Annotated in this window: 14 protein-coding genes; 9 read left to right on the top strand and 5 right to left on the bottom strand. The window is 73.9% G+C overall.

Annotation, left to right across the window (positions count from 1 at the left end; genetic code table 11):
- Nucleotide 1 precedes the first annotated feature (1 nt).
- The 4 genes from AB0D53_RS33445 to AB0D53_RS33430 all read left to right on the top strand — a co-directional run bounded on the left by AB0D53_RS33445 (nucleotide 2) and on the right by AB0D53_RS33430 (nucleotide 13836).
- The gene (locus AB0D53_RS33445; protein ID WP_362452980.1) at nucleotides 2-9967 is read left to right on the top strand and encodes an amino acid adenylation domain-containing protein; all 9966 of its coding nucleotides are present in this window, start codon (nucleotides 2-4) and stop codon (nucleotides 9965-9967) included.
- Nucleotides 9964-11364, top strand: a complete 1401-nt coding sequence (locus AB0D53_RS33440; protein ID WP_362452979.1) for a DHA2 family efflux MFS transporter permease subunit — start codon at nucleotides 9964-9966, stop codon at nucleotides 11362-11364. The genes AB0D53_RS33445 and AB0D53_RS33440 overlap by 4 nt, the downstream gene beginning before the upstream one ends.
- Before the next feature lie 115 nt (nucleotides 11365-11479).
- The gene (locus AB0D53_RS33435) at nucleotides 11480-12739 is read left to right on the top strand and encodes a hypothetical protein (protein ID WP_362452978.1); all 1260 of its coding nucleotides are present in this window, start codon (nucleotides 11480-11482) and stop codon (nucleotides 12737-12739) included.
- Nucleotides 12730-13836 carry a hypothetical protein gene (locus AB0D53_RS33430; protein ID WP_362452977.1) on the top strand — a complete coding sequence of 369 codons (1107 nt, stop codon included), beginning with the start codon at nucleotides 12730-12732 and terminating at the stop codon, nucleotides 13834-13836. Before AB0D53_RS33435 ends, AB0D53_RS33430 begins: the two co-directional genes overlap by 10 nt.
- A 39-nt stretch (nucleotides 13837-13875) precedes the next feature.
- Here AB0D53_RS33430 and AB0D53_RS33425 read toward each other — a convergent pair whose 3' ends face one another.
- Together AB0D53_RS33425 and AB0D53_RS33420 are read right to left on the bottom strand one after the other, a co-directional pair.
- Entirely contained in the window at nucleotides 13876-15438 is a 1563-nt protein-coding gene (locus tag AB0D53_RS33425; RefSeq protein ID WP_362452976.1) for a mucoidy inhibitor MuiA family protein, read from the bottom strand.
- Between the two features lie 8 nt (nucleotides 15439-15446).
- Nucleotides 15447-17465 (bottom strand): DUF4139 domain-containing protein, encoded by a 2019-nt coding sequence (locus AB0D53_RS33420; protein WP_362453011.1) that lies wholly within the window; start codon nucleotides 17463-17465, stop codon nucleotides 15447-15449.
- Nucleotides 17466-17688: 223 nt separating this feature from the next.
- Here AB0D53_RS33420 and AB0D53_RS33415 point away from each other — a divergent pair, with 223 nt between their 5' ends.
- The 4 genes from AB0D53_RS33415 (at nucleotide 17689) to AB0D53_RS33400 (ending at nucleotide 21085) form a co-directional block, all read left to right on the top strand.
- Nucleotides 17689-18747, top strand: coding sequence for an alpha/beta hydrolase (locus AB0D53_RS33415; RefSeq protein ID WP_362452975.1), 1059 nt, complete (start codon nucleotides 17689-17691; stop codon nucleotides 18745-18747).
- A 61-nt stretch (nucleotides 18748-18808) separates the two neighbouring features.
- Nucleotides 18809-20047: a sensor histidine kinase gene (locus AB0D53_RS33410; RefSeq protein WP_362452974.1), complete on the top strand. Its 1239-nt coding sequence runs from the start codon at nucleotides 18809-18811 to the stop codon at nucleotides 20045-20047.
- Nucleotides 20019-20714 carry a response regulator transcription factor gene (locus AB0D53_RS33405; RefSeq protein ID WP_362452973.1) on the top strand — a complete coding sequence of 232 codons (696 nt, stop codon included), beginning with the start codon at nucleotides 20019-20021 and terminating at the stop codon, nucleotides 20712-20714. The genes AB0D53_RS33410 and AB0D53_RS33405 overlap by 29 nt, the downstream gene beginning before the upstream one ends.
- A gap of 146 nt (nucleotides 20715-20860) precedes the next feature.
- On the top strand, nucleotides 20861-21085 hold the full coding sequence (locus AB0D53_RS33400) for a hypothetical protein (RefSeq protein WP_362452972.1): 225 nt from the start codon (nucleotides 20861-20863) through the stop codon (nucleotides 21083-21085).
- A gap of 88 nt (nucleotides 21086-21173) precedes the next feature.
- On the opposite strand, the gene AB0D53_RS33395 is transcribed toward AB0D53_RS33400, so the two are convergent.
- From AB0D53_RS33395 to AB0D53_RS33385, 3 genes are read right to left on the bottom strand one after another with little or no spacing between them, the layout of a single operon-like run.
- The gene (locus AB0D53_RS33395) at nucleotides 21174-22280 is read right to left on the bottom strand and encodes a C45 family peptidase (RefSeq protein WP_362452971.1); all 1107 of its coding nucleotides are present in this window, start codon (nucleotides 22278-22280) and stop codon (nucleotides 21174-21176) included.
- Nucleotides 22277-23908, bottom strand: a complete 1632-nt coding sequence (locus AB0D53_RS33390) for an amidohydrolase family protein (RefSeq protein ID WP_362452969.1) — start codon at nucleotides 23906-23908, stop codon at nucleotides 22277-22279. The genes AB0D53_RS33395 and AB0D53_RS33390 overlap by 4 nt, the downstream gene beginning before the upstream one ends.
- A 57-nt stretch (nucleotides 23909-23965) precedes the next feature.
- Nucleotides 23966-25399 (bottom strand): cytosine permease, encoded by a 1434-nt coding sequence (locus AB0D53_RS33385; protein ID WP_362452968.1) that lies wholly within the window; start codon nucleotides 25397-25399, stop codon nucleotides 23966-23968.
- 88 nt (nucleotides 25400-25487) lie between these two features.
- On the opposite strand from AB0D53_RS33385, the gene AB0D53_RS33380 reads away from it, so the two are divergent.
- The gene (locus AB0D53_RS33380; RefSeq protein ID WP_362452966.1) at nucleotides 25488-26135 is read left to right on the top strand and encodes a TetR family transcriptional regulator C-terminal domain-containing protein; all 648 of its coding nucleotides are present in this window, start codon (nucleotides 25488-25490) and stop codon (nucleotides 26133-26135) included.
- Nucleotides 26136-26145: the final 10 nt, after the last annotated feature.

Raw genomic sequence — 26145 nt, 5'->3', positions numbered from 1 at the left:
GTTGAGCCCCACAAGCGTGCCCTCGGACGGCCTTCTCGCCCTGACCGGGGCCCAGTTGGGCATCTGGAACGCGCAGCGCCTCGAACCCGACTCGCCCTACTACGTGGTCGGCGACGTGGTGGAGATATCCGGCACCGAGCCGGTCGACGCGGCCGCGCTGGCGGAGTCGGTCCGGGCGACCACCGAAGAGGCCGAGACCCTGCGGCTGCGGGTGTACGACACCCCGGACGGGCCGCGCCAGGCGGTGAGCGGGGAACCGGTCGGGCTGCCCGAGGTGATCGACGTCAGCGGTGCGGCCGACCCCGTGGCCACGGCACGGGCGCTCGTCGAGGACGAGCGGGGGCGGGCCGCCGAGGCGTGCCGGGGGATGGTCGACCGGGCGCTCTGCTCACGTACCGTCATCAAGCTGTCGGACCACGAGGTCTGGTACACCCAGCTGGGCCACCACCTGGTCTTCGACGGCTACACCGCCTCCATGCTCGCCCGCCGCACCGCCGCCCACTACACCGCCCTGGTGCGCGGGACCGAGACGCCACCGTCGGCCTTCGGCCGCTTCGCCGACCTCGTCGCCGCCGACCGGGCCTACCGGGACAGCGACCGGTCCGCCGAGGACCGCGCCTACTGGGTCGAGCGGTTCACCCCGCTGCCCGACCTCGACGATCCCGGCACCGGCGCCTCCTCGCCCGGCCGCACCCTGACCGCCCGCGCCGTCGTCACCCCCGACGACACGGCCCGGCTGCGCGCCTTCGCCGACCGGGTCGGCGTCACCTGGGGCGAGGCTCTGATCGCCGCCTACGCCGCCTTCCTGCACCGCATGCTGGGCCGCACCGACGTGGTGTTCGCGCTGCCGCTGATGTGCCGGGCCGGCTCGACCGAACTGCGCACCCCCGCCATGGCGGTCAATGTGCTGCCGCTGCGGGTGACCGTGCGCGCCGGGGACGACCTCGTGGAACTGAGCCGGCGGGTCGCCCGCGCCATGCGCGAGATGCGCGACCACCAGCGGTACCGGGGCGAGGACCTGCCCCGGGACCTCGCGGCGCCCGGTGCGGGCGCGCTGCTGCACGGACGCGGGATCAACCTCAAGGCGTTCGACCTGGCGCTCGACTTCGCCGGAGCCGCAGGGGTGATGCGCAACGTCGCGGGCGGTCCGCCGGAGGACATGGGCCTCAGCGTCCTGCCGACCCGCGACGGCGGACTGCTGCTCGGCTTCGAGGTCGACGCCCGCTCCAAGGACCAGGACGCGGTCGACGGCCTGCTGTCCGGGCTCCGGGCACTGCTGTCCGGGCTGACCGAGGGCCTGCCCGTCGGACGGATCGCCCTGGCCGACGACGTGGACCGGCTGCTGGGCGACTGGTGCCCGCCCGCACTGCCCGGCACACCGGTGGACGTGCCGGCCGCCTTCGACGCGATGGCCGCCGCCGGCCCCGGGCGTACCGCCCTGGTCTGCGGGGACGACCGGCTGTCGGCGGCCGAACTGGCGGACCGGGTGCACCGGTCGGCCCGAGCCCTGCGGGCGCGCGGGATCGGGGCCGACGACGTGGTGGCGCTCGCGCTGCCGCGCTCCGCCGACTCGGTCGTCGCCCTGCTGGCGGTGCTGGACGCGGGCGCCGCGTTCCTGCCCCTGGACGTCGCACACCCGCCCGAGCGGCTGCGCGAGCTGATCGACGACACCCGCCCCGCACTGGTACTGACCGCCGGTGCGGTCGACGGACTGCCCTGGAGCACCCTGCGCGCAGAGGCCGCCGGGCTGTCCGGCGCGCCCCTGACCGCCGGCGAACTGGCCGCGCCCCGGCACCCCGAGCACCTCGCCTACGTCATCCACACCTCAGGGTCGACCGGACGGCCCAAGGGCGTGCTCGGCCGGGTCGGCGGCCTGGCCGCACTGCTGCACCACCAGCGGTCGACGGTCGTCGCCGAGGCCGAACGGGCCACGGGCGGACGGCTGCGCGCCGCCCACACCTACTCGTTCGCCTTCGACTCCGCCCTCGACCATCTGGTGTGGCTGCTGTGCGGGCACGAACTGCACGTCTACGACACCGAGACCACCCGCGACGCCGACGCCCTGCTCGCCGCGTACGCCCGCGACGGCATCGACATCGTGGACACCACACCGTCGATGGCCTCGCCCCTGGTCGACGCCGGCCTGCTGGACCTGAGGCCGGCACTGCTGGTCCTCGGCGGCGAAGCCACACCGTCCGCGCTGTGGCGGCGGGTCGCCGGCTCCGGGATCACCGCACGCAACATGTACGGGCCGACCGAGGCGACCGTGGACAGCACCACCGCGCGGATCGACGCCGGCGAACCGACCATCGGCCACCCGCTCGCGGGCACCCGGACCTACCTCCTGGACAGCGCACTGCAACCGGTGCCGCACGGCACGGCGGGCGAACTGTACCTGGCCGGACCGCACCTGGCCCGCGGCTACCTCGGCAGGCCCGGGGCGAGTGCCGAGCGCTTCGTCGCCGACCCGTTCGGCGCGCCGGGCGAGCGGATGTACCGCACCGGCGACCTGGCCCGCTGGGTGCCCGGACGGGGCCTGGAGTACCGCGGCCGGGGCGACGGACAGGTCAAGATCCGCGGCCACCGGGTGGAGACCGGCGAGGTCGAGGCGGCGCTCGCCGCGGTGCCCGGGGTCACCGCGGCGGCCGCCGCGGTGCGGGCGTCCGGACTGGTCGGCTACGTCGTGTCCGCCTCGGTCACCGGGGACGAGGCCCGTGCCCACCTGGCCGGGCGGCTGCCCGGGCACATGGTGCCCGGGGCGGTGGTGGTGCTGGACCGGCTGCCGGTCACACCCAACGGCAAGCTCGATCGCGCCGCCCTGCCCGCACCCGCGCTGCCCGGCGGCGGCCGGGAGCCGAGCACCGGGCGGGAGCGGCTGCTGTGCGCGGTCCTCGCCGAGGCGCTCGACGTCGAACGGGTCGGCGTGGACGACGACTTCTACGCACTCGGCGGGGACAGCATCACCGCGATCACCGTCAGCAGCAGACTGCGGGCTGCGGGCCTCGGACTGCGACCGAGGGACCTGCTGGCACGCCGCAGCTTCGCCGCCCTGGCAGCCTCCGCCGAACTGCTGGATGAGACCGCCGAGCCGGTGGACGACCCGGTCGGGTCCGTGCCCGCCCCGCCGATCGTGCGCGACCTGCTCGACCCGCATCCCGACGTGGACGTCGTCGCCGGGTACGCGCAGTGGACCGCTCTGCGGGTCGACGGACTCGACCACGACGACCTGGTCACGGGCGTGCAGGCCGTGCTCGACCACCACGACGCCCTGCGGCTGCGGGTGGCCGACGGCCTGGAGACGCTGCCCCGCGGCCTGGTACGGGCCGTCGTCGGCGAGGCCCACGGCGAGGACGTGCCGGACCTGGCCCGGCGACTGGCGGGTGAACTCGACCCGCGGTCGGGCGACCTGCTGAGGGCAGCCCTGCTCCGTACCGGCGACGACACCCCGGACCGGCTGGTCGTCGTCGTGCACCACCTCGCCATGGACGGTGTGTCCTGGCGGATCCTGCTGCCCGACCTCCACACGGCCTGCACGGGCGGCTCTCTCGCCCCGGTCGGGACGTCCTGGCGGCAGCACGCCCTGCTCCTCGCCGCCCAGGGGGAATCCGGCGCACGGCGCGGTGAACTCGCCCACTGGCGGACCGCCCTCGACTCCGCGTCCCGGCTGGGCGCCCGTCCGCTGGACCGGACGCGCGACACGGTGGCGACCGCCCACCGGTCGGTCACCGTGGCCTCGGCCGAGGCCACCGAGGCGCTGCTGACCACCCTGCCCGCGGCGTACCGCGCCGGTGTCGACGAGGTACTGCTGGCCGCGCTCGTGCTCGCCCTGCGGGGCTGGGGCGTGCGCGGCGACGCGGTGACCGTGTCGATGGAGGGCCACGGCCGCGAACACCTCGACCTGTCCCGCACCGTCGGCTGGTTCACCAGCGAGTACCCGGTGCGCGTCCCCGCCTCCGACGGCGTGCGGCAGGTGCTCCGCGCCGCCAAGGAGGCCCGGCGCGCGGTCCCCGACGGCGGTGTCGGCTACGGCGTCCTGCGTCACCTCGATCCGGAGGCCGGCAGTGAACTCGCGGCCACCCCGCCACCGGACGTGCTGCTCAACTACCTGGGCAGGTTCGCCCCGTTGACGGGAACCGGATGGCGCCTCCCGGAGCGCGACGCCTTCTCGGTGATCGAGCCCGACGCCAAGGCCCTGGAACAGGTGCTGGCGCTCAACTGCTTCGTCCACGAGGAGGACGAGCCGCGGCTCGCCGTCGAGTGGACCGCCGCGACCGGGGTGCTCGGCACCGACGCCGTGGAGGCCCTCCAGCAGTCCTGGGCCGCTGCCCTGGACGCGTTGGCCGCGCACGCGCTCCACACCCCGGGCGGGCTCACCCCGTCGGACCTGCCGCTGGTCGGCCTCGACCAGACCGCCATCGACGCCCTCGAACGCACCGGCCGCATCGCCGACGTACTGCCCGCCACACCCCTGCAGCTCGGGCTGTCCTTCCACACCCTGGCCCGCGACGACCACGACACCGACGTCTATGTCGTCCAGGCAGTGACGACCCTGGCCGGCGAGCTGGAGCCGGACCGGATGGCCGAGGCCGCGCGTGAACTGCTGCGCCGCCACCCCGCTCTGCGCGTGTACCTGGCCACGGCCGGGGACGACGTGGTGCAGGTGATCCCCGCCGAAGTCGCCCTGGACTGGCGGGAGGACGACCGGTTCCCCGAAGCGGCCCGCGCCGATCTGGAGCGCCCCTTCGACCCGGCCCGGCCGCCACTGATCCGCTTCCTGCTGTCCCGGTCCGGGCCCGCCGAACACAAGCTGGTGATCACCAATCACCACGCCCTGCTCGACGGCTGGTCGATGCCGCTGGTCGGCCGCACCCTGCTCGCCATCTACGCCGAGCTGAGCGGTGGCCCCGCCGCACCCGCCGCCCCACCGCCGGCGGAGTACTTCCGGTGGCTGGCGGGCCGGGACCGGGAGGCGTCGCTCGCCGTGTGGCGGGACGCGCTGGCCGGCATCGACGACGCGACACGGCTGGCACCCGCGAGCACCGGGACCGGCGTCGAACGCCCCGGCCGCGAGAGCGTCGCGCTGGGCCGCGAGTTCAGTGACCGGCTGCGGGCGTTCGCCCGCGAGCGGGGAGTCACCCTGACGACCGTGTTCCAGACGGCGTGGGGCCTGTTGCTGGGCAGGCTCACCGGACGCCGCGACGTCGTCTTCGGCTGCCCGGTGTCCGGGCGGCCCGCCGAGGTCGACGGCGTCGAGTCGATGATCGGCCAACTCGGCACCACGGTCCCGGTACGCGTCAGGCACACCCAGGACCAGACCGCGCTGGACCTGATGGCACAGGTGCACGCCGAGAGCGTCGTACTGGCCGAGCACCACCATGTCGGCCTGCCCGGGATCCAGCGGGCGGTGGGCATCGGCGAGCTGTTCGACACGATGCTGGTCATGGAGAACTTCCCGCTCTCCGGCCGGAAGCGCACTCCGCTCGCCCCCGGACTCGACCTGGCCGGGGTGGACATCACCGACGCCACGCACTACGCGCTGACCGTCGTCGTGATCCCCGACGAGGAGATCACCATCGGCCTCGGCCGCCAGCCGCGCGCCTTCGCCGCGGCGACCGTGCGCGACTACGGCCGCTGGCTCCACAACCTCCTGCGGGAGATCGTGGACGACCCGGACCGGCCCGCGATCCGGCTGCCCGCACTCGACGCCGACGAGCGGGCGCGGATGCTGCGGACCGGCACCGGAACCGTCCCCGCCAGGACCCGCGGTCACTGGCTGGAGGAGTTCGCCGCCTGGGTGCGGCGCAAGCCCGATGGCGAGGCCCTGGTCTGCCGGGACCGCAGCCTCGGCTACGCCGAGCTGGACCGGCGGGCCAACCAGGTGGCCCACGCGCTGATCGAGCGCGGGGTACGACCGCAGGACCCGGTCGCGGTCCTGCTCGGCCGCGACATCGAGATGACCGTGGCACTGTTCGGCGTGGCCAAGGCGGGCGCCGTGTACGTACCGATGGACGCGAGCTACCCGCGCGAGCGGCTGGCCTACATGTTCGACGACATCGCCCCGGCCGCGGCCGTGACGGCCGGCGCCGAACTGCCCGTCGACCGCGATGTCCCGGTCCTGCGGCTGGACGACCCGGCCGCCCTCGCGTCCGTACCGGACACCGACCCGGCCGAGGCCCGTGCCGGGCTCACCGAGGACGCGCTCGCCTACGTCATCTACACCTCCGGGACCACGGGGCGGCCCAAGGGCGTCGGCGTGACCCACCGGGGTGTGCCCGACCTGATCGCGCTGCAGGAGGAGGTCGTCGGGGTCACCGAGCACGACCGGTACCTGCACTTCGCGTCGACCGGCTTCGACGTCGCGTTCTGGCAGACCATGGTGCCCCTGCTCTCCGGCGGCACGTCCGTGATCGCGCCCGAGGAGGTGCGTGTCCCCGGCGACGAACTGCTCGACTACATCGTCGAGCACCGGGTGACCGGAGTGAACCTGCTCCCTTCGTTCCTGGCCGCGATGCCCGACGGCCGCACCGTCGGCCCAGACGTGTTCTTCGTCGTCGGCGCCGAGCGCCTCGACCCCGGACTGGCGCGACGCTGGGGCCGGGGCCGCCGGGCGCTCTTCAACGCCTACGGTCCCACCGAGGTCACGATCAACTCCACGACCTGGCACTACGACCCGGACGACGCCGGGCCCCTGCCGATCGGCCGCCCCGACCCCAACGTCCGCGCGTACGTCCTCGACGGCGGACTCCAGCCGGCCGGTGCCGGTGTGACGGGCGAGCTGTACCTCGGCGGGCCGAGCCTGGCCCGCGGCTACCTTGGCCGGCCCGCCCTGACCGCCGCCGCCTTCGTGGCCGACCCGTACGGCCCGCCGGGCGAACGGATGTACCGCACGGGCGACCTGGTGCGGTGGCGGCCGGACGGACAGCTGGTCTTCCTCGGCCGCGCCGACCACCAGGTCAAGATCCGTGGCTTCCGCGTCGAGCTCGGCGAGATCGAGTCCGCTCTGACCGGCCACCCCGATGTGCGCGCCTGCGCCGTGATCATGCGGGAGGGCAGGCTCGTCGGCTATGTCATCCCGACCGACGACGCCCGCCTGGACCCCGCAGGGCTGCGCGAGTATTTGGCCGGGGAACTGCCCGACCACATGGTGCCGACGGCGCTCGTGCCGATCGACCGGCTGCCGCTGAGCCCCGGCGGCAAACTCGACTCCGCCGCGCTCCCGGCCCCCGGGACCGCGGCCACCGCGCGGCGCGAACCCGCCACCGAGGCGGAGGCGGTGCTGCTCGGGGTGTTCCGCGACGTCCTGGGCACCGACGACATCGGCCCCGACGACAGCTTCTTCGACATCGGCGGGGACAGCATCGTGTCGCTGCAACTCGTCTCGCGGGTCCGGCGCCAGGGGCTCGGCCTGACCCCGCGGGACGTCTTCGAGGGAGCGACGGTCGCCGGGATAGCGGCGCGGGCGCGCGCCCTCGACGGCGGTGCGGCACCCGCGGTCGGGGACGCACCGCTGACCCCGGTCATGCGGGACCTGCTGCGCCGGGCGGGGGCCGCCGCGGACGGATTCTGCCAGTGGGTGGAGATCTGCGTCCCGCCGGGCGGGGACGAGACGACCTGGCAGGCCGTGCTCGACGGCCTGCTGGCCCGTCACGACGTGCTGCGCGCCCGCCTGTCCGGCGACATGCTGCACATCCCGCCGGCCGGCGCGGTGACCGGTGCCGAGGTGCTGACCCGCGTACGCGCGGCGGACGACCTGCGAACCACCGTCGACTCCGCGATCGCCGCCGCCCGGGAGTCGATCGACCCGCGCACCGGCCCCGTGCTGCGGGTGATCTGGGTGGACGCGGGACCGGACCGGCCGGGCCGGCTCGCCCTCGTCGCCCACCACCTGGTCGTCGACGGTGTGTCCTGGCGCATCCTGCTGGACGACCTGGAGCACGCCCACTCCGGCGGATCACTGACCCGGCACGGCCAGTCGTTCCTCGGCCGGGCGCGCTCGCTGCGCGACGCCGACCGGCGGGCCGAACTGCCGCACTGGCGGCGGATGAGCGCCACACCGGCCCTCACCCGTCCCCTCGACCCCGCCCGGGACACCGTGGCCACGGCGACGCACCACGAGATCGCGCTCGACGCCGAGTCGACCCGTGCCCTGATCACGACCCTGCCTGCCGCCCACCGCACCACCCCGGACGCCGTGCTGCTGACGGCGCTCGCCCGGGCCGTGCGGGCCTGGCGCGGGACGCCGGAGGTACTGGTCGCGCTGGAGAGCCACGGCCGCCCGCGGGAGGTCGACCTGTCCCAGACCGTCGGCTGGTTCACCGCCGTCCATCCTCTGCGGCTCGACGCGGGCGACGACGTGATGGCCGTCAGGGAGCGGCTGCGCGCGCAGGGCGACGGCCTCGGCCACGGCATTCTCACCGCGGCGGGCCTCCTGGACCCCGTGGAACCGGAGATCGCCTGGAACTACCTCGGCCAGTACCCCGGCGCCCCGGACCGGGAGACGCCGTGGCAGGCGCCCCCGGACGCCGACCCGCTCGGTTCGGGCGGCTCCGACGCGATGCCCCTGCCGTACAGCCTGATGATCAACGCTCTCGTGCGCGACGACGCGCTCGGGGTCCGGATCACCTGGCCGTCCGCGCTGTTCACCGCCACCGAGGTCGAGGACCTGGCCGGGCACCTGCGGACCGCCCTGCTGCGGATCGCCGCCGCACCGGAGATCGGGCCGCTCGGCCGGGACCGCCCGGTCGCCGGCGTACAGCCGCTCACCCCGCTGCAGGAGGTGATGCTGCGGCACTCGCGCACCGAGCACCCGGACCCGTACACCGTGCAGTCGGCGTTCTCCCTCGCCGGCCGGCTCGACACCGACGCCCTGCGGGCCGCGGGCGACGACCTGCTGGCCCGTCACCCGAACCTGGGCGCCGTGTTCCCCGCCTCCCTGGCGGTGATCCCCACGTCGCCCCGGCCCGACTTCCGCGTCTGCGACGGGTCGGCCGACGAGGTGCTGGCGGCCGACCTCGCCGAACCCTTCGATCTCGCCCGGGGCCCGCTCCTGCGCCTCACCGTGATCCGGCGCGGCCCCGAGCGTGCCGACCTGGTCCTGACCAGCCACCACGCGCTCTCCGACGGCTGGTCGGCCCCGCGCATCCTCACCGAGCTGTTCGCCCTCTACACGGCGCGGGTGCGCGGCGGAGCCCCGGACCTGCCCGCCCCCGTGCCGTTCGCCGACTACCTGAGCTGGTGCGCCGAGCACGAGCCCGACCTCGGCGCCTGGGCGGCCGAGCTCGACGGCCTGCCCGAGGGCGACTACCTGGGCGGCGGCGAACCCGGTCCGGCCTGGCAGGAACCCGAGGTCATCGAGTTCGACGCGGCGCTGGTGGCCGGCCTCACGCGCCTCGCCTCCGGGCGCGGTCTGACCCGGAACACCCTGGTGCAGGGCGCATGGGCGGTGCTGCTCGCGCGGCGGTCCGGCCGTGCCGACGTCTGCTTCGGCGCCATGGTCTCCTGCCGGCCCCCGGAGCTGGAGGGCGTCGAGGAGATCATCGGGCTGCTGGCCAACACCGTGCCGGTCCGGGCACGGCTCGACGGCACACTCGCCGACACCCTCGGCGAACTCCAGTCCCGGCAGCGGGCGCTGATCGAGCACCACCACGTGGCCCTGCCCGACCTGGAACGGCTGACCGGGCGGCGCAGGCTGTTCGACAGCCTGGTGGTGTTCGAGAACTACCCGGTCGATCCGGACCGGCTCCGTGCGCCCGCCCCCGGGCTCACGGTCGTCGGCACCCGCTTCCGGGAGTCCACGCACCACCCCGCGACCCTGACCGTCATGCCGGACGGCGACGGCTGGACCGGCGTGTTCGCCCACCGGGCCGGTACGGACACCGACGGGCTCGCCGAGGAACTGCTCGACCTGCTCCGCACCCTGGACAAGCACCTCGACAACGACGTGCGCGAGCTGCTGGAGGGCCGATGAGCGGGAATACCGCGCCACCGGCCGGGCGCGTGGACAAGCAGCTGCTGAGGACCGCGTTCATTCTGGTGCTCGGCACCTTCATGGCCACACTGGACGCCACGATCGTCAGCGTCGGCATCGACGGCCTGGCCCACGAGTTCGGTGCCTCCGTCGCCGGGATCCAGTGGGTCACCACGGCCTACCTGCTGGCCGTGGTCGCCGCCGTGCCCGCGTCCGGCTGGCTGGCCGACCGGTTCGGCGGCCGGCGGACATGGCTCGTCGCCGTGGGCGTCTTCCTCCTCGGCTCGGTCCTGTGCGCGTCCGCCTGGTCGGTGACCAGCCTGATCGTGTTCCGGGTGATCCAGGGGCTCGGTGGCGGGCTGCTGCCCGCCACCGGGCAGGCACTGCTGGCCCGGATCGCGGGCCCCGGCCGCACCGGGCGGGTGATCAGTGTCGTCGCGGTCGTCCCGCTGCTGTCACCGGTGCTCGGCCCGCTGGCCGGCGGCTCCATCCTCGCGGTGGCGCCATGGCCGTGGCTCTTCCTGGTCAACCTGCCGATCGGCGCCGTCGCGGTCCTGCTCGCCCGCCGCCATGTGCCCGCGGTCCCGCCGTCGACCCGGCGGACGGCGTTCGACCTGCGAGGAGCCCTGCTGCTCTCACCCGGCCTGGCCGTGCTGGTGTTCGGGCTGACCGAGGTGGCCCACGGCCGGACCCTCCCGGCCGCGGCCGGCGTGACCGGGGGGCTGGCGATGCTGGCCGGCTTCACCGTGCACGGGCTGCGGACCCGCCGCACACCGCTGGTCGACCCCCGGCTGTTCGCCCGGCCGCCCTTCGGAGCGGCCGCCGTCGCGCTGCTCGTCCTGGGTGCTTCGGTGTTCGGCACGATGTTCCTGCTGCCGTTGTACTTCCAGACCGGCCGTGGCATGTCGGCGTGGGAGGCCGGACTGCTCCTGGCTCCCCAGGGGCTCGGTGCGGCGGCCGGATCGGTGCTGGTCAACCGCACCGTCGACAAGGTCGCGCCACGGACCCTCGTGGTCACCGGCATCGTGCTGATTCTCGCGGGTACGGTTCCGTTCACCCAGCTCGGCCACGAGGTCCCGGACGTCGTGATCGCCCTGGCCCTCGCGGTCCGTGGCATCGGAATGGCCATGGTCGGCGCGCCCGTGATGAACATCGTCTACAGCCGCATCGAACCCGAATACCTCCCGCGCGCGTCCGGGGCGCTCAACCTGCTGAACACCGTGGGCGGTTCGGTCGGCACCGCTGCCCTCGCCGTGGTCCTGCAGAACCGGCTGTCCGCCCGCGGCCCGGACATCTCCGGGGCGTTCGGCGACACCTTCTGGTGGGTGCTGGGCTTCTGCCTGCTGGCCGCCGCCGGAGCCACGAGGCTGCCCCGGACCCGGGCCACCAAGCCATGACGTGGCCGCCTGCCGGGGCGGTCGCCGGCCGTGGGAAGCCACGGCTCTGATAGGTTCCGGACCTTGATCCGCCGGATCGGTCGATCCCGGCAGTGGTACTGGGGGAGGGGGCTCCGTGGACCGGGTGCCGTCATGGCTGCGCAAGCCGCTGTTCATAGGGGTGCCGCTCGTGCTGGTGGTCACCGGCGCGGTGTTCCTCGCCGGTGCCGGCCGGTCGGGCGACGGTGGTCATGCGGCGGCGAACCGGGCGCAGTTGAAGCGTGCCTGTGCGGGACTGCTGCCGTACGAGGAGCTGCGGGGCCTCGTGCCCGACGAGGTGGCGGGCGTGGTGCGCCAGTACGGCACCGTGCTCGATCCCGGTGAGGAGAGCCGCTCCCTGGTGAACTGCTCCGTCGCCTGGCCTGGGCACGGGTCGGTGCGGGTACGGGCCGTCGCGCTCGTCTCCCGGATGCCGATGACGGTGCGGGCCGAGGACATCCTGCCCGGCGGTGACGACGAGGGGTACGAGGCGCCCGGAGTCACCGGCCGGGTGGACAGGAACGGCCGGACATGGGTGGTGGCCGAGTGCCCCGGAGGGCTGGAGGGGCGGGTCCGTGAGGTGTCCGGGATGTATGTGACGGCAGATGTCGATCTGCCCGTGCCGGGCAAGGGCGAGCCGGCCGGGTACCTCGCCGATTTCCGTACCGCCGTCCAGGTCGCCAACGGGATCACCGCCGCTCAGAAGTGCGGTGGTCCGCCGCTGCGGATGCCCACCCGGGTCGTCGATACGTACGAGACCCATGTCACCACGGACGCGGACGGCGGCAGCATGAAGGTCGAGAGGATCGACATGCCGGGCCTGGGGGTGAAGAAGTGCCGGGGGCTCGGCGAGCGCGCGGGCTTTCCCGGAAGGTGGACCGTCGCGGGCGATCTGCAGAACTCACGGTTGCTGAACGTCTGTGACGCCACCGTCCTGGACCGCAGGGATGTGACGGACACCGATCCGACACCGTCCGACGGCGCGGTCGTCGATGTCTCGGCGGCGAGTTGGGCCGGGCCGCTCGGTGAGTCCGCCAACGGCCAGTACTACCGCACCGGCGACAGCTTCGGCTTCCGTGAAGGGGAGCGCACAAAGGTCATCCCCGACTCGAAGCCGCACGAACTCGCCCTGTGGGCAAGGTCGGAGTGCGCGGCGGGCGCGACGTACCACCGGGTCACCGTCCGCACGGAGACCCGCGACATCAGCTCGCGCACGCTCAGCGAGTCGGAGCGGACCAGGTTCTCCGAGGACGCCCGCACGATGATGGACAGCTACCTCGCCGACCCCGACGGCTGGCCGGGACAGCAGCGGTGCCACAGCACGGAGATCCTCGGAGAGGTGGAGGGATGGCGGTGAGGCGGATCGTCCTGCGGACGGTCGCGGCCGTGGTCGCCGCGTCCGTCGCCGTTGCCGGGTACCTCCTGGTGCACGGCGACTTCCAGCGCTGGAGCGACGATTCGGCGCTCGACGGAGCCTGCGACGGCCTGCTCGACCGGACCGTGGTGCGAGACGTCCTCGGGCCGGGAGCCGTCGAGGTGGAGGACGGGACGAGCGGTCCGGGCCCGGTGAGCTGCGAGGTGCGCGTCAAGGACGGCGGCACCGCCGAGATCCGCGTCCTCGACACCGCCCACGTCGGACGGAACCAGGACTCCCTCCCCATGAGTTCGTCGAATGAGCTCGCCGTACCGGTCGGCCACGGATGGACGGGACTCTTCGGAGCGGTCCCCGATCGCTTCGGAGCGAGAGACCTCTTCGAGGCCGGCCGGGAGGAGAGGGCGACGACGGGCCTGGTCCTCGAATGCGCCGGGGGAAAAAGCGCCGGCAGCCTGTCCGTCACCGTTCGGACCACTCTCGACAAGTCCCCGGACGACCCGGCCGTACGACCGGAGTTCGCCAGGATCGCCACCTCCACGGCGGCCAGGGTCTCGAAGGCCCGGCACTGCGGGGCCAGGCTCGGAAAGCCTGTCAGCAGCCTCGGCCTGCCGGTGCGCGAGGACGAGTACGAGCCGCTCGGCACGGCCGACGGAACCTGTGCCGGCATTCCCGCCGCACGCGGCGTGACCATCGCCACCGAGACCGCCCGCGGGGGAGCGCCGCACGAGACGTGCCGGCTCGGCGACGCCGACCGCAGGACACGCTACGTACTCGAAGCGGACTACGGTCCTTATGCGCGGGAGCGGTTGCGCGGCTACGAGGAGGATTCCTACGAGGACGCACCGAACAGCGACACACCCGCGCACCACCGCGACCGCGACGGCCGGATGAGCTGGACGACGGCCGCGTGCCCGGGCGGCCGGGCCCTGTTCACCCTGCACCCCGCGAACGGGAACGGGCCGAGCCGCAGGCCCCCGAGCAGTGATGCGGACCTGGCGTACGAACGTGCCGTGCTGAAGGCCTTCGCCGAGCGCTCGGCGAAGGCCCGTGGCGGCTGCTCCGTTCCGGTCGGCCCGTGAGCCGTTTCGCGGGTGAGGCCGTCGCCCCGGTCACCGCGCTCAGAGCCCGGTGACCCTGGCGCTCGCCGACAGCTCGTAGACCAGGGTGACGGTGCGGAAACCGCCGGGCGGGAGAGGCACGTCCCAGCGGGCGATGCCCTCGGCGTCGACCGCGTCGGGCACCGGGGAGCACGCGTCCTCGCGCAGCCGTGTCTCCACCGCCGAGACCTCGGAGACCGGCATCCGCTCCCGCAGGACGACGACCCGCTCGCCCTGCTCCCCGGGAGCGGAGAACCGCGACAGGTGCAGCCGGACCGTGCGGGTGATCACGTTCCGCTGGGTGAGGCCGGCGGTGTCGCGGGACTCCGCGGTCTGCCGGACCACCCGGTGGTCGTCGCAACTGCCGAAGGCCAGCTCGGCAGGGGCGCCGGGAGCGGTGAAGTCCAGCGTTCCCCGGCCGCTGAATCCGCTGCCCCGGACCAGGTCCACGGGACCGGCGAGCAGCGCGTGGCCGGACAGGTTGTCGAACCGCACGACCCGGGTGACCAGCGGCGACAACTCCGGTGAGCAGGCGTACTCACTGGGCGCGGCCGTGGTGAACGCGGAGAGCCGCACCCGGTGGGCGCGGCCGTCAGCGGGCACCGAGACCGGCGCAGGCGATCTCAGGACCCGCGCCTCGCCGCCGTCGTCCACGCCCGGCAGACCGAGCACCGGGGCCGGGCCGAGAGCCCCGATCTCCTCCTCGCGGAGCTCGACATCGACCGTGCGGCGCTCCGCCGCGGAGCGCTCCTTGAGCGTCAGCCGGTCCTCGCCCAGCCGCGGTGGATCGGTGGCCAGTGCCGAGCGGGCCGTCGACAGGGTCAGCCGTACGTCCGACCAGTCCTCACCGGTGCGCTGCCAGACCATCGCGTCGGTCTCCAGCGTCAGCGAGTCCCCGTCGAGCACGGCCCGGTAGGCGGGCCGCCACAGCGCACACGGGGTGAGGTGGCTCAGGCGCAGCCCGACCGGCCCGGCGGCCGAGGCCTCCACGGTCAGCTCGACATGGCCGGTCAGCTCGTCGGGCTTCTCCTCGGCGAGGTCCAGGGCCCGCTGGGCTTCGCCGAGTTCGGCGGCGAGGGCGGTCAACTGGGCCTCCACGGCGCGGAGTTGCTCGCCGTGCGCCTCGCGCTCCGCGTCGACCCGGTCCAGTTCCCGGGCCCAGCGGGCCCGTTCGGTCTCACCGGCACCGGCGCCCTCGCCGATCTCCCGCAGCAGATCGGCGGCGAGGCGGCCGAGCAGGCCGACGCGTGCCCGCAGCCGGTCACGCCGTTGTTCCAGGGCCGGCTGCTCCTCCTCAAGAGCGTGTACGCGCCGGCGCAGGGCGGAGTCGTCGTCGGTGGACCGCTGCGGAGCGCGCGGCGTCCAGCTGCGGACGATCCGCACGTCGAGAACGGTCGCGGGGTGATCCGCGGTCAGCTCGGCACGCAGGGTCCGGTCGACGGCCAGTGCGCTGACCGGTCCGAGGCGGAGCCGCTGGACCCCGGCCTCCAGGTCGAGCACGGCGGCGCGCTCGACCTGGGCGCGGTCCTCCAGACATGTGACGGCGGTGACGGGGAGGGTGATCGGCTTGGGGACCGTGGACATGATGTGTGTCAGCTCCTGCGGTTGCCGCCGACCAGGGCCTTGCCGGTCGGGATGCGGATCTCGTAGCCGCCGTCGAGGGCGGCAGTGGCTCCTGCGGGCAGGTCCAGTCGCCAGACACGGGTGCCCGGCGCATGCCGATCGGGCCCGGCGCCCTCCTCCGGGGTCGTCCAGTCGGCCCGTTCGTCGATCCGGACGTCCGGATCGGAGGTGACCGGCACCCGCTCCAGGACCTCCACGGCGACGGGCCTCGCGAACCCATTGGCCAGCTCCACGTGGACGCGGTGGTCGAGCACCGTGGTGTTGTTGCGCAGGCCCGAGGTCGACTCGTGCAGGTTCGTACGGCGGGTGACCCGGATACCCTCGGCCGGCCCGAGTCCCACCCGGCGCACACCGCCGGGGGCGAGCGTGGGCAGTGCGGCGGTCAGCAGGTATTCGTCGTCGACGGTGACCTCCACCGGGCCGGCCAGCAGCGCCTGACCGGTGGCGTTGGAGAGCACCAGCGTCGCGTACACGGTCTGCTCCACGGACGGCACACAGAGGTACTCGGTACGCAGTCCGACCGGGATCTCGCCGACGGTGATGGTGTGCCAGGTGCCGTCCGACGGAATGTCGGCGCGGGCGGTGGCGTCGAAGCGGTGGTCGAAGGAACCCGCCGACTCGCGGGGCCGTACGGCATGTCCGGGCAACGGCAGCGCGGCCACCGCCTCGGCGCGGCGGCGGTACTCGGTCGCCACCGGGTCGAAGGCGGTGCCGGGGAACAGCCGTCCCCTGCGACCGCCCTGCTCGTCGGGGCCGCACAGGACGAGGGCGGCGTAGTCGAGCTCGGCGCCGCTCGGCTGCGGCGGACCGGTCACCGGTGCCGGGGGCGGAGGCGGCGCGGCCCGGCCGGGAGCCGCGGGCGCCATGGGGGCGGGGGTGCCCGCGAAGGGCATGGCGCCGCCGAAGGCCCCCGGCGGGGCACCGTATCCGTCGCCGGGAGCCGTCCCGGCGGCCGGCGCGGCACTGTAGCCGCGCGGTGCCGGCGACGAAGGAGGCGGTGGTGGCGGAAGCGGGCCGGACACGGCGCCGGCTCCGACCGCGAGGGGCGCGGAGGCCGGGACCGGGGCGGGTCCTGCCGCGTCGTACCCGGAGAACAGACCGACGAGCCCGGCCGGGGGCTCGCGCCAGCCGGAAGGCGCGGGGGCGGGCTGACTTCGTCCGATCCGGATCGAGCGGAGCCTCGGCAGGTCGGTGCGGCGCCGGAGATCCGCGGTGGCCAGGGCGATGCGTACGCCGGTCCAGTCCTCGCCGGTCCGCTGGGCGACCGAGGCGCGCAGCACCAGGCGGCCGCTGTCGTCGCCCTGACGGTGGGTGAGGCGGTAGGCCGGCACCCAGACGGCGCCCGGCACCCCGTATTCCAGCTCCAGCTCCACCTCGGCGTCACCGGCGCCGTCCAGCGACAGGACCGCGCAGACCATGGCATCCACCTGCGCCGGAGGCGCGTCGGTGGAGGCGCGGGCGAGCCGGTCGGCGGCGACGGCGAGTTCGTGCTCGGCGCTGCGCAGCGCCTCCTCCAGCTCGATGAGGCGCCTGTGCAGTCCCGCCAGCCGCTCGTCGACGAAATCGGCGAGCTCCAGCCATGCGCCGACCGGGGTGCGCCGGTGCGGGTCGTCGCGCCTGCGGGCCGGCGGGACGGGGTGGAGAGCCCTGATCTCCTCGATCAGGCTCAGCTGCCGGTCCCGGCGCCCCCGCGCCGCCGCGCACGCGTCGCGCAGCCGCTCGAACTCGTGCCGCAGCCCGTCGGGCGTGCCCGCGCCGAGCGGCTCGGCCTCGACCTCCACCCGGGCCTCGCCGACGCGCACGCCGGTCGCGCCCAGGACCCGGGCCCGCAGCGAGTCCGGGTCCAGCGAACGCGGCAGTCCCGTCACCCGCACCCGGCCGTCGGGCGACACCCTGCCCCGGGCCAGGCGCCGGCAGAGCGCGCCCTGCGCGTACACCACGACCGAATCCAGGGTCGATCCCCACCTCTGCACCGGCTCAGCCGTCATGTCCTCCGCCCCCGTCGTGTCCATGCTGTGCGAAGCCTACGCCCGGGCGGTCCGCGCCGCGGCCCGGTGGCAATGCGGCGCTGCGGTACGGCGGTTGTCGCGCCCGAGGGTGTGGTTGGGTACGGAGCATGGGTCTCAGGAGAGTCTTCCCGGGGTGGGTGCGGGCACGGTCTCGCGGCGAGAACACCGCGCGGTTTCCCGGCTTCCTTCCGGGAGGCGTCGCATGAGCGTCGGCCGCGGCACACCGCCCGGTTCCGGCCGTGTCCCGGCACCGAGGGCGGCGCCTCCGTTCGACCCCGAACTGGGCGTCGCGCTGGCCGCCCTGGGCCGGGCGGCGAGGGAGCCGGTCACCCCGGCCGGGCTTGAGGACCGGCAGCGGCGGGACGCGGCGGCCCGGCCCAGGCCTACGGCCGAGGACCTTCGCGCGGACGGCCTGTTCGAGGTGGCGGAGCTCCGTGTGCCGGGGCCGTCCGGCGGACCGGACGTCACACTCGTGAGTGCACGGCCGTCCGGGCTCGTCGGGCCGCTGCCCCTGCTGTACTACATGCACGGCGGCGCGATGATCATGGGCAACGCGTGGTCCGTGCTGCCTCGGATTCTCCGCGAATGGGCCCTCCCGCTGGGCATGGCCGTCATCTCGGTCGAGTACCGGCTGGCGCCGCGGGCGCGCCACCCGGAGCCGCTCGCGGACTGCTACGCCGGACTCCTCTGGGCAGCCGGGCACGCGGCCGAACTGGACATCGACGCAGGCCGCATCGTCATCGGAGGCAAGAGCGCCGGCGGCGGGCTCGCCGCGGCCCTCGCCCTGCTGGCCCGTGACCGCGGCGGCCCCCGGGCCCTGGGGCAGCTCCTGCTGAGCCCGATGCTCGACGACCGCGGCAGCACCTTCTCCAGCCACCAGATGACGGGCCTGGACACATGGGACCTCACCTCGAACACCACCGCCTGGCAGGCACTGCTGGGTGACCGCCGCGGCGCCGCGGACCTGCCGCCCTACGCGGCTCCGGCCCGGGCCACGGACCTTTCCGGGCTGCCCCCGGCCTATGTCGAGGTCGGGTCGGCCGAGATGTTCCGGGACGAGGACGTGGCCTATGCCGATGCCATCTGGCAGGCGGGCGGCCGGGCCGAACTGCATGTGTGGCCCGGCGCCTGCCACGGCTTCGACAACCTGGCACCCCGGGCGGCCCTCAGCCGGGACGCACGCGAGGCCCGCACCCGCTGGCTCCGGCGCCTCCTCGCGCAGTCCGGCGCCGGGAACCGGACCGACGGACAGCACACGTAGACGCCCGCTCCCGCCCGGGCGCGACAATGCCCGATTCGTCCGCCGACCCTACGGTGGAGGGATGGCGGTGATCAACGGTTGGAGGCCCGGAGCGCCGGCCCGGATCCGTGCGGCGGACTGGGCGGGCGCTGCCGTGCTGTTCGTGCTGTCGGTCGTGGCCGCCTCGATCGAACCGCACAAGCACGAGTTCCTGCTGCGCTGGCCCGCGGTGCTGGTGGCCGCCGTCGGCTGCGGCTCGCTCGTCCGGCGGCGCCATCACCCGTTCGGCGTACTGGTCGTCACCGTCGCCTGCGGGGTGGCCTTCCAACTGCTCGGGGTCCGGGACAGCCCACTGGTGGTGAGCCCGGTCCTGGTCGCCGTCTACAACGTGGCCGTGCGGACCGACCGGCGTACCGCCTGGACCTCGGCGGCTGTCTCGGCCTCCGTCCTGGCGAGCACCGCCGCCATGTTCACCCCGCAGACCTGGCTGGAACCGGACACGGTCGCGATGGTGGCCTGGACGGCGCTGCCGGCCGCGATCGGGGACGGGGTGCGCTCACGCCGTGCCTATGTGGTGGCCGTGGAGGAACGGGCGGAGCACGCGGAACACACCCGCGAGCAGGAGGCACGCCAGCGAGTGGCGGCCGAACGCGTCCGGATCGCACGCGAACTGCACGACATCGTCGCGCACCACATCGCCCTGATCAACGCGCAGGCGGGCGTCGCCGTCCACCTGGTGGACCAGCGGCCGGAACAGATCCTCACCGCGCTGGAGGACATCAGGGACACCAGCCGCTCCGCACTGGACGAGCTGCGGGTCACCGTGGGCCTGCTCCGGCAGTCCGACGAGCCGGTGGCGCCGCGCGACCCGATGCCGGGCCTGGCACAGGTGCCGGCTCTGCTGGCGTCGTTCGAGCGCGCCGGGCTGGCCGTGAGACACACCCGGTGCGGCGACACCGAACCGCTGGATCCGGCGGTCGACCTGGCCGCGTACCGCATCGTGCAGGAGTCCCTGACCAATGTGCGCAAACACGCCGGTGCCGATCACGCCCGGCTCTACCTGCACTACCACCAGGAGCGGCTGACGATCACCATCGAGGACGACGGGTCCGCCGGACCCCACCGTCCCGACCCCGGGGCCGGTCACGGGCTGATCGGCATGCGTGAGCGGGCTGCCACGATCGGCGGCCGGCTGTACGCGGGGCCACGCCCCGAGGGCGGCTTCACCGTGACGGCCGAACTTCCGCTGCGCCCCGGCCGCCCCGGCACGGCACGGGATCGGAGAGACGGACATGACGATTCGTGTACTGCTTGCCGATGACCAGGCCCTGCTGCGGGGCACCTTCAGAATGCTGTTCGACGCCACGGACGACATGGAGACCGTGGCCGAGGCCTCCGACGGGCGCGAGGCCGTCGAGCTGGCCGGCACACAGCACCCGGACGTCGTCCTGATGGACATCCGCATGCCGGAGATGGACGGCCTGGAGGCGACCCGGCTCATCAGCGAGTCCGAGGACCTCGCGGGCGTGAAGGTGCTCATCCTGACCACCTTCGAGGACGACGAGCACGTCGCCGAGGCGCTGAGGGCGGGTGCCAGCGGCTTCCTCGGCAAGGGGGCGAGGCCCGAGGAGCTCCTCGACGCCGTCCGCACGGTCGCGGACGGGGAGGCGCTGCTGTCCCCGACGGCGACGCGAGCGCTGATCACCCGGTTCCTGGCCCAGCCGGACCCGTGCCCGGTCGCCGTGCACGAGCGGCTGGAGTGCCTGACGCCGCGCGAGCGCGACGTCACGATCCTCGCCGCGCTGGGCCTGTCCAACGAGCAGATCGCCGATCGTCTGTTCGTCAGCCCGCTGACCGCGAAGACCCACGTCAACCGGGCGATGACCAAGCTGGCGGCCCGGGACCGCGCCCAGCTCGTGGTCGTCGCCTATCAGTGCGGGCTGGTCACCGCGACGGGGGAGCCGAGCACCCCCGAGCTGCCCGCATGACGGCCGGCGCGGGGTTCCGGAGCTGGTCCCGGCAGTAGTCCGGCGTACCGGATACCGCATCCGTGGTAGTCGGGAATCACTGTGCGGGGACGATGTGCCGGGGGGTGCCGACGGGCGATGGTGGGTCCATGAACGGAGGTTTCGCCATGACCGAAGCCCACTGCCCGACCCAGACGTCCGGCGAGAAGACTGTTCCCGCACACCTGATCCTGCTGCGCGACGCCCTTGCCCACGGGCAGGGCCGGAACAACCGGGCCTGCGCGGCCGGCCGCGGCCACACGTCCCCCCGCCGCGGCGCGGACCGGACGGCCCCGACGACGCAGATCACCCTGGCCCAGTGGGTCAGCAGGACCACCTCGTGCATCGGCTGAGCCGCGCAACGGGTCGGGGGACCCGGCGGGGCTCTCCACAGGACCGGGGCGGCCCGCTCATGCAGGCCATGGGCGGGCCGCGCCCGGCTCAGCCGGCGGTGAGGACGCGCCAGTCGCGCGTGCCGATGTCGGCGGGCGTGCCGTCGAGGACCCGGGCGGTGCGCGTCGCCGGTTCGAGGGCGACGGTCGCGAGGCTCGCCCAGCGCTGGCCGAGCGGCTTGTCGAGATCGGGCAGGCAGGTCACCGGCGGCTCGCCGTCCCCCGTCACGAGCTGGCCCACGAGCTCGTCGAGCGTGGCCGGCGGCTGCGCCCCCGCGAGACGCGCGCGCACGAAGTCGTAGCGCTCGCCCGAGTCGGGCTGGTAGAGCCAGCTCTTCTCCTCGGCCGCCGGGGCCGGCGTCAGGAAGTGGTTGGTGCGCACCAGCGTGCCGTGTTCGGGCCGCATCGGGAACACCCCGACCGGGCTCAGGTCCAGGAGGACCGCGTCCGCCCCGTCGAACAGGGCGAACGAGCCGGACGACCCGAGGGGCGCGCCGCGGACGATCTCCACGGCCTCGGCGACACTGCCCGCCTCTTCGAGGACGATCGCCGCGAGCACATGCACCGGGATGCCGCCGATGCCGTCGCGGACGTGGCCGAGGATGTTGAAGTGCAGGGCGAGTCCGGCACTGTTGACGCCGATCTTGCCGAGGATGCCGTCCTCGGTGATGCCGACGAAGTCGTGCCGGCCGCCGCGTACCTCCAGCGTGTGCCACATGGCGCTGAGCTCGACGTGCCAGTCCCAGGTCTGGACACCGAAGGTGCGTGTTGCCGCACCATCGGAACCGGTGACACGGCGCACGATCGTGGTGCATTCGCCGGGCGGCACGGTGGCGCTGCGGGCCAGGATCTCGGTGCGCGCGTTGAGGGCACCGATGCGCCACGCCTCCGTGCCGGAGCCGTGGGCGATGCCCTCGATCTCGGCGCGTGCACCCGGACGGAACCGCCCGATGACGTCCAGGGCGCACTCGGCGTCCTCGCGTACCCGGGCCGGGGAGACGGCCCCGAGGGCGAAGAGCCGGTCGTACGCTTCGATCGCGGCGGGGATGCCGTCGCGCAGCTGCTCGCCGCGCGCGATGCCGCGGGCGTGCGGGTCGGCGCCGGCCACCTCGACGTGGCGGCGGTGTTCGGGGCGGGGGATCGACGTCGCGGTCACGAGCGTCCTTTCGCTGTGTTCGGGTGGAGCTGTACGGCACCGCCGACGATCGTCGCGAGGACGGCGTTGCCGGGCTGTGCTTCGGGGGCGAGGTCGAGCGGGTTGGCCGCGAACACGGTGAGGTCGGCGAGGCAGCCCGGCGCGATCCGTCCGAGTTCGTCGGACACGCCGGCGGCGTACGCGGCCGCGGCCGTCATACCGGCGTACGCCTCACGCGCGGTGACTGCCTGACCGGGCTGCACGGGCGCCGCGTCGGACTCCTCGACCGGGCGGCGCAACTGGCAGTCGGCCAGGCCGATCCGCGGGTCCCCGGGGCCGATGGGCCAGTCGGAACCCAGTGCCACGACGGCGCCGTGGTCCAGGAGATCGCGTGTGCGCCAGCCGTGGGCGACACGGTCGGGCCCGATGCGCCGCGACCAGTTGTCGGTGCCGTCGGCGCGGGTGTGCCGGGTCGCGTGCACGGGCTGGAGGCTTGCCACGACGTCGAGTTCGGCGAATCTGCCCAGCAGGTCGTCCGGGATGGACTCGATGTGTTCGATGCGGTGCGGTGCGCGGCCGGCCGGGCCGACCTCCTCGATGACGTCGAGGGCGAAGCGGACGGCCCGGTCACCGATGGCGTGGGTGGCGGTCGGGATGCCGCGCTCGGCGAAGAAGCGCATCGCCGCGCGGTACGCGTCGGTGTCACGCCACAACGGCTCGCGGTTCTCGCCGTGGATGTCCGGGCGGTCGAACCACGCGGTGCCGTTGTCCGCCGTGCCGTCGAGCATGAACTTCGCGCCCTCGACGTGCCAGCGCCGTCCGTGCCGGCCCTGGAGACCGGCGACGTGCCGCCAGACCTCCGGCGGGGAGTCGGCCGGTACCAGCGGGGAGCAGCGGATCCGCAACGGCAGGTCCCCGTGCTCCTCGATGTGCCGGTACACCTCCTCCGAAGGGTCGGAGAAGTCGAGCGCGTGCAGACCGGTGAGCCCGCTGCCGGCGAGCTGGTGGAGCTGGTGGCGTACGTACTCGGCGGCCGTCTCCACGGGCACTTCGGGATAGTGGTCGAAGACCAGGTCCATCGCCTGGAGTTCGACGACGAAGCCGGTCGGGCGGCCGTCCGGGCCGACCTCGATCGACGAGGCGTCGGTGAACGTCTCGTCGCCGGTCAGGCGGACGAGTTCCACGGCACGGGGGCTCACGACGAGAGCGTGCGCGTCGCGGGTCATCAGCGAGATCGGCCGCCCCGGGAAGTGCTCCGCGAACACCAGACCGGCCGGGTCGCCGTCGAACACGTTCACATCGAGGTCGTAGCCGGTGATCCACTCGTCCGTCGCCCGCCCGTCCGCCGCCTCGGCCAGGCGGGCGAACACCTGCTCCAGGGTCGCCGCACCGGACAGGTCCACGCCGCTGCCGATGGAGATCGACCCCCACACGGGGTGGGCGTGGACATCGGTGAGGCCGGGCAGGACCGCGGCGCCCGGGAACTCGTGGACGGCCGTACCGGGTCCCCGCAGCGGTTCGAGGTCCGAGGCGTCGCCGACGGCCAGCACCCGGCCGTCCGCGATCGCGACCGCGTTCGCGGACGGCGCGACGGCCTCCCCGGCCAGATGTTCGATGTGACGGGCGAGCACTATGACGTCGGCGTGCACAGGGTTTCCTTCGGGTGGTGCGGGGTTCGGTCTCTTGCTGCGTTCGACGCGCGGGCGTCAGGTGCGCGGGATGCTGCGCAGGGCGCGGGCCATGGCCCCGTACACGGCGGCGGCGGTGATCATCCCGGACGGGATCGCCAGGTCGATGTCGCCGAGCGCCCCGGCGATCGGGCCGGTCCAGAAGCTGGTGTTCACCCACAGCGCGGAGGTGAGGCCGCCGACGACGAGGGCGGCGAAGCCGGCCCAGTGGATGCCGCGGTGGTACCAGAACGGTCCGCCGCGCCGCTGTTCGAGAAGGTCGGGCCCGTTGTAGCGGTTGCGCCGCAGGACCAGGTCGGTCACGGCCACCGCCATGGCCGGGCCGGTCACGACGACCACGAGCTGGAGCATGGTGTTGACACTGGTCAGGAAGTCGAAGACGAGGATCGCGTACAGCGTCATGACCGTGCCCAGCACCCCGATGATCAGCACTGCCGGGATGCGCGCCAGCCGGACGCCGACCGACTGGATGGACAGGCTGGCACTGTAGGCCGTCATGCCGTTGTTCGTCATGGTGTTGACGACGACCGCGATGACGAAGACGGGGATGAACCAGCCCGGCAGGATGCTCTCCAGCGCGGCTTCCGGATCGCTCATGTCGAGACTGGTGGCCGCGAGCGCGCCGACCATGGTGAACACGGTGCTCGGCAGGTACGCCCCGAGCGCGGTCCACCCCGCGATGGCGACCGGGCTGCTCTCGCGGGGGAGGTAGCGGGCGAGGTCCGGGCTGTTGCTGTACGAGAGCGGGGTGGAGGCGATGATGGTGAACCCCGTGCCGAGCGCCACGGCGAGCCCGGCTCCCTTGAGCGGCTCGGCCGGAGCGTAGGACCAGTCGGTCCCGGTGAGCACGTACCCCGTGACGACGATGAACACCACGGTCAGAAGAACGCTCAGGGCGGTGTAGAGGCGGACGATCGTCGCGTGGCCGAAGATCGCGATCAGCAGAGTCCCGCCGGCGATCAGGCAGATGACGGTCGCGTCCACGGCCGAGTTGTCCGGCAGGCCGAACCGGCCCGCCAGGCCGATGCCGGCGACGGAGGCGGCCGACCAGTTCAGGGCCAGGTAGGCGGCGGCTATGAGCCAGCCGGTCAGGACGAGCACGATCTTGTTGCCCACGATGCCGTACATCGCGCGTGAGATGACCGACCCGCTGGTGCCGGCGGCCGGGCCGCTCGCCGCGACGACGCCGGTACAGATCCACAGCAGGTTTCCGGTGAGGACCACGCCGAGGGCCTGCGGGAGCGTGAGGCCCATGAGGATCAGCGTGGCGCCGACGACGAAGCTCAGATAGCTCACGTTCGGGGCCGCCCAGACCGCGAACAGCTGGCGCGGCCGGCCGCCGCGTTCGTCCGCCGGGACCAGGTCGATCCCCCTTGTCTCCATATGCCCGGCGCGCTCGGAGCCGTGTTCGTCGAGGGGGCTCGCGGAGGAGCCGGGGTTCGTCGTCGTCATCGGGGCCTCTCGGATCCGCCGGCCGTCCGGCCCCTATTGGGCAAATGGCCAACTGCCTGTTGGGCACACATCCAATAGCGTGTCCCCCATGACGTCAAGAGCTCAGCCGATACGAACCCGGAAGCTGCCCGGCGAGCGCCGCGCGGAAATCGTGCGGACCGCGGCGCACATCGCGCTGGAGGAGGGCCTGGAGCGCATCACGCTCCGGCGCGTCGCCGACGAGCTGGGCGTCCGTCCCGGGCTCATCGGCCACTACTTCCCGGCCGTGGAGAACCTCGTGAGCGAGGCGTTCTCCCACGCCGCGACGGAGGAACGGGCATCGCTGATGCCGTGCGAGGAGCGCGGGCTTCCGGCGGATGCGCGGCTCGCGCGCTTCCTCGTGCGCCTCACCGACGGCGAGTACCGCGACCTCAGCCGGCTGTGGCTCAACGCGCGGCACCTCAGCAGATTCAAACCGGGGCTGCGCTCGGCGGTACGCGCGCAGGAGTCCGAGACGCGTACCGCCCTCACGGACCTCATCGAGGAGGGGCGCCTCGCCGGGGTCTTCACGACCGGCGACGCGCCCGGAGCGGCCCTGCACATCCTGGTCACCGTCGACGGTCTCGGGGCGTACGCCAACGACGACGCGCAGGTGGAGCATCCGGCGCTCGACGACATGGCCATCGCGACGGCGGAACGGCTGCTCGGCCTCGCCGGGGGCAGCCTCCGGCGTGCGAGCAGCTGTGCGGACCGATGATCCGCCGCGG

This window comes from Streptomyces sp. NPDC048295 (genome assembly GCF_040652135.1).
Lineage (GTDB): Bacteria > Actinomycetota > Actinomycetes > Streptomycetales > Streptomycetaceae > Streptomyces.
Note: the sequence above shows the minus strand (reverse complement) of the source record. Positions and strands in the feature narration are given on the sequence as shown.

Coding starts and splice junctions, on each gene's coding strand:
- AB0D53_RS33440 (WP_362452979.1), top strand. CDS start 9,964: ATGAGCGGGAATACCGCGCCACCGGCCGGGCGCGTGGACAAGCAGCTG.
- AB0D53_RS33430 (WP_362452977.1), top strand. CDS start 12,730: ATGGCGGTGAGGCGGATCGTCCTGCGGACGGTCGCGGCCGTGGTCGCC.
- AB0D53_RS33425 (WP_362452976.1), bottom strand. CDS start 15,438: ATGTCCACGGTCCCCAAGCCGATCACCCTCCCCGTCACCGCCGTCACA.
- AB0D53_RS33420 (WP_362453011.1), bottom strand. CDS start 17,465: ATGACGGCTGAGCCGGTGCAGAGGTGGGGATCGACCCTGGATTCGGTC.
- AB0D53_RS33415 (WP_362452975.1), top strand. CDS start 17,689: ATGAGCGTCGGCCGCGGCACACCGCCCGGTTCCGGCCGTGTCCCGGCA.
- AB0D53_RS33410 (WP_362452974.1), top strand. CDS start 18,809: ATGGCGGTGATCAACGGTTGGAGGCCCGGAGCGCCGGCCCGGATCCGT.
- AB0D53_RS33405 (WP_362452973.1), top strand. CDS start 20,019: ATGACGATTCGTGTACTGCTTGCCGATGACCAGGCCCTGCTGCGGGGC.
- AB0D53_RS33400 (WP_362452972.1), top strand. CDS start 20,861: ATGACCGAAGCCCACTGCCCGACCCAGACGTCCGGCGAGAAGACTGTT.
- AB0D53_RS33385 (WP_362452968.1), bottom strand. CDS start 25,399: ATGACGACGACGAACCCCGGCTCCTCCGCGAGCCCCCTCGACGAACAC.
- AB0D53_RS33380 (WP_362452966.1), top strand. CDS start 25,488: ATGACGTCAAGAGCTCAGCCGATACGAACCCGGAAGCTGCCCGGCGAG.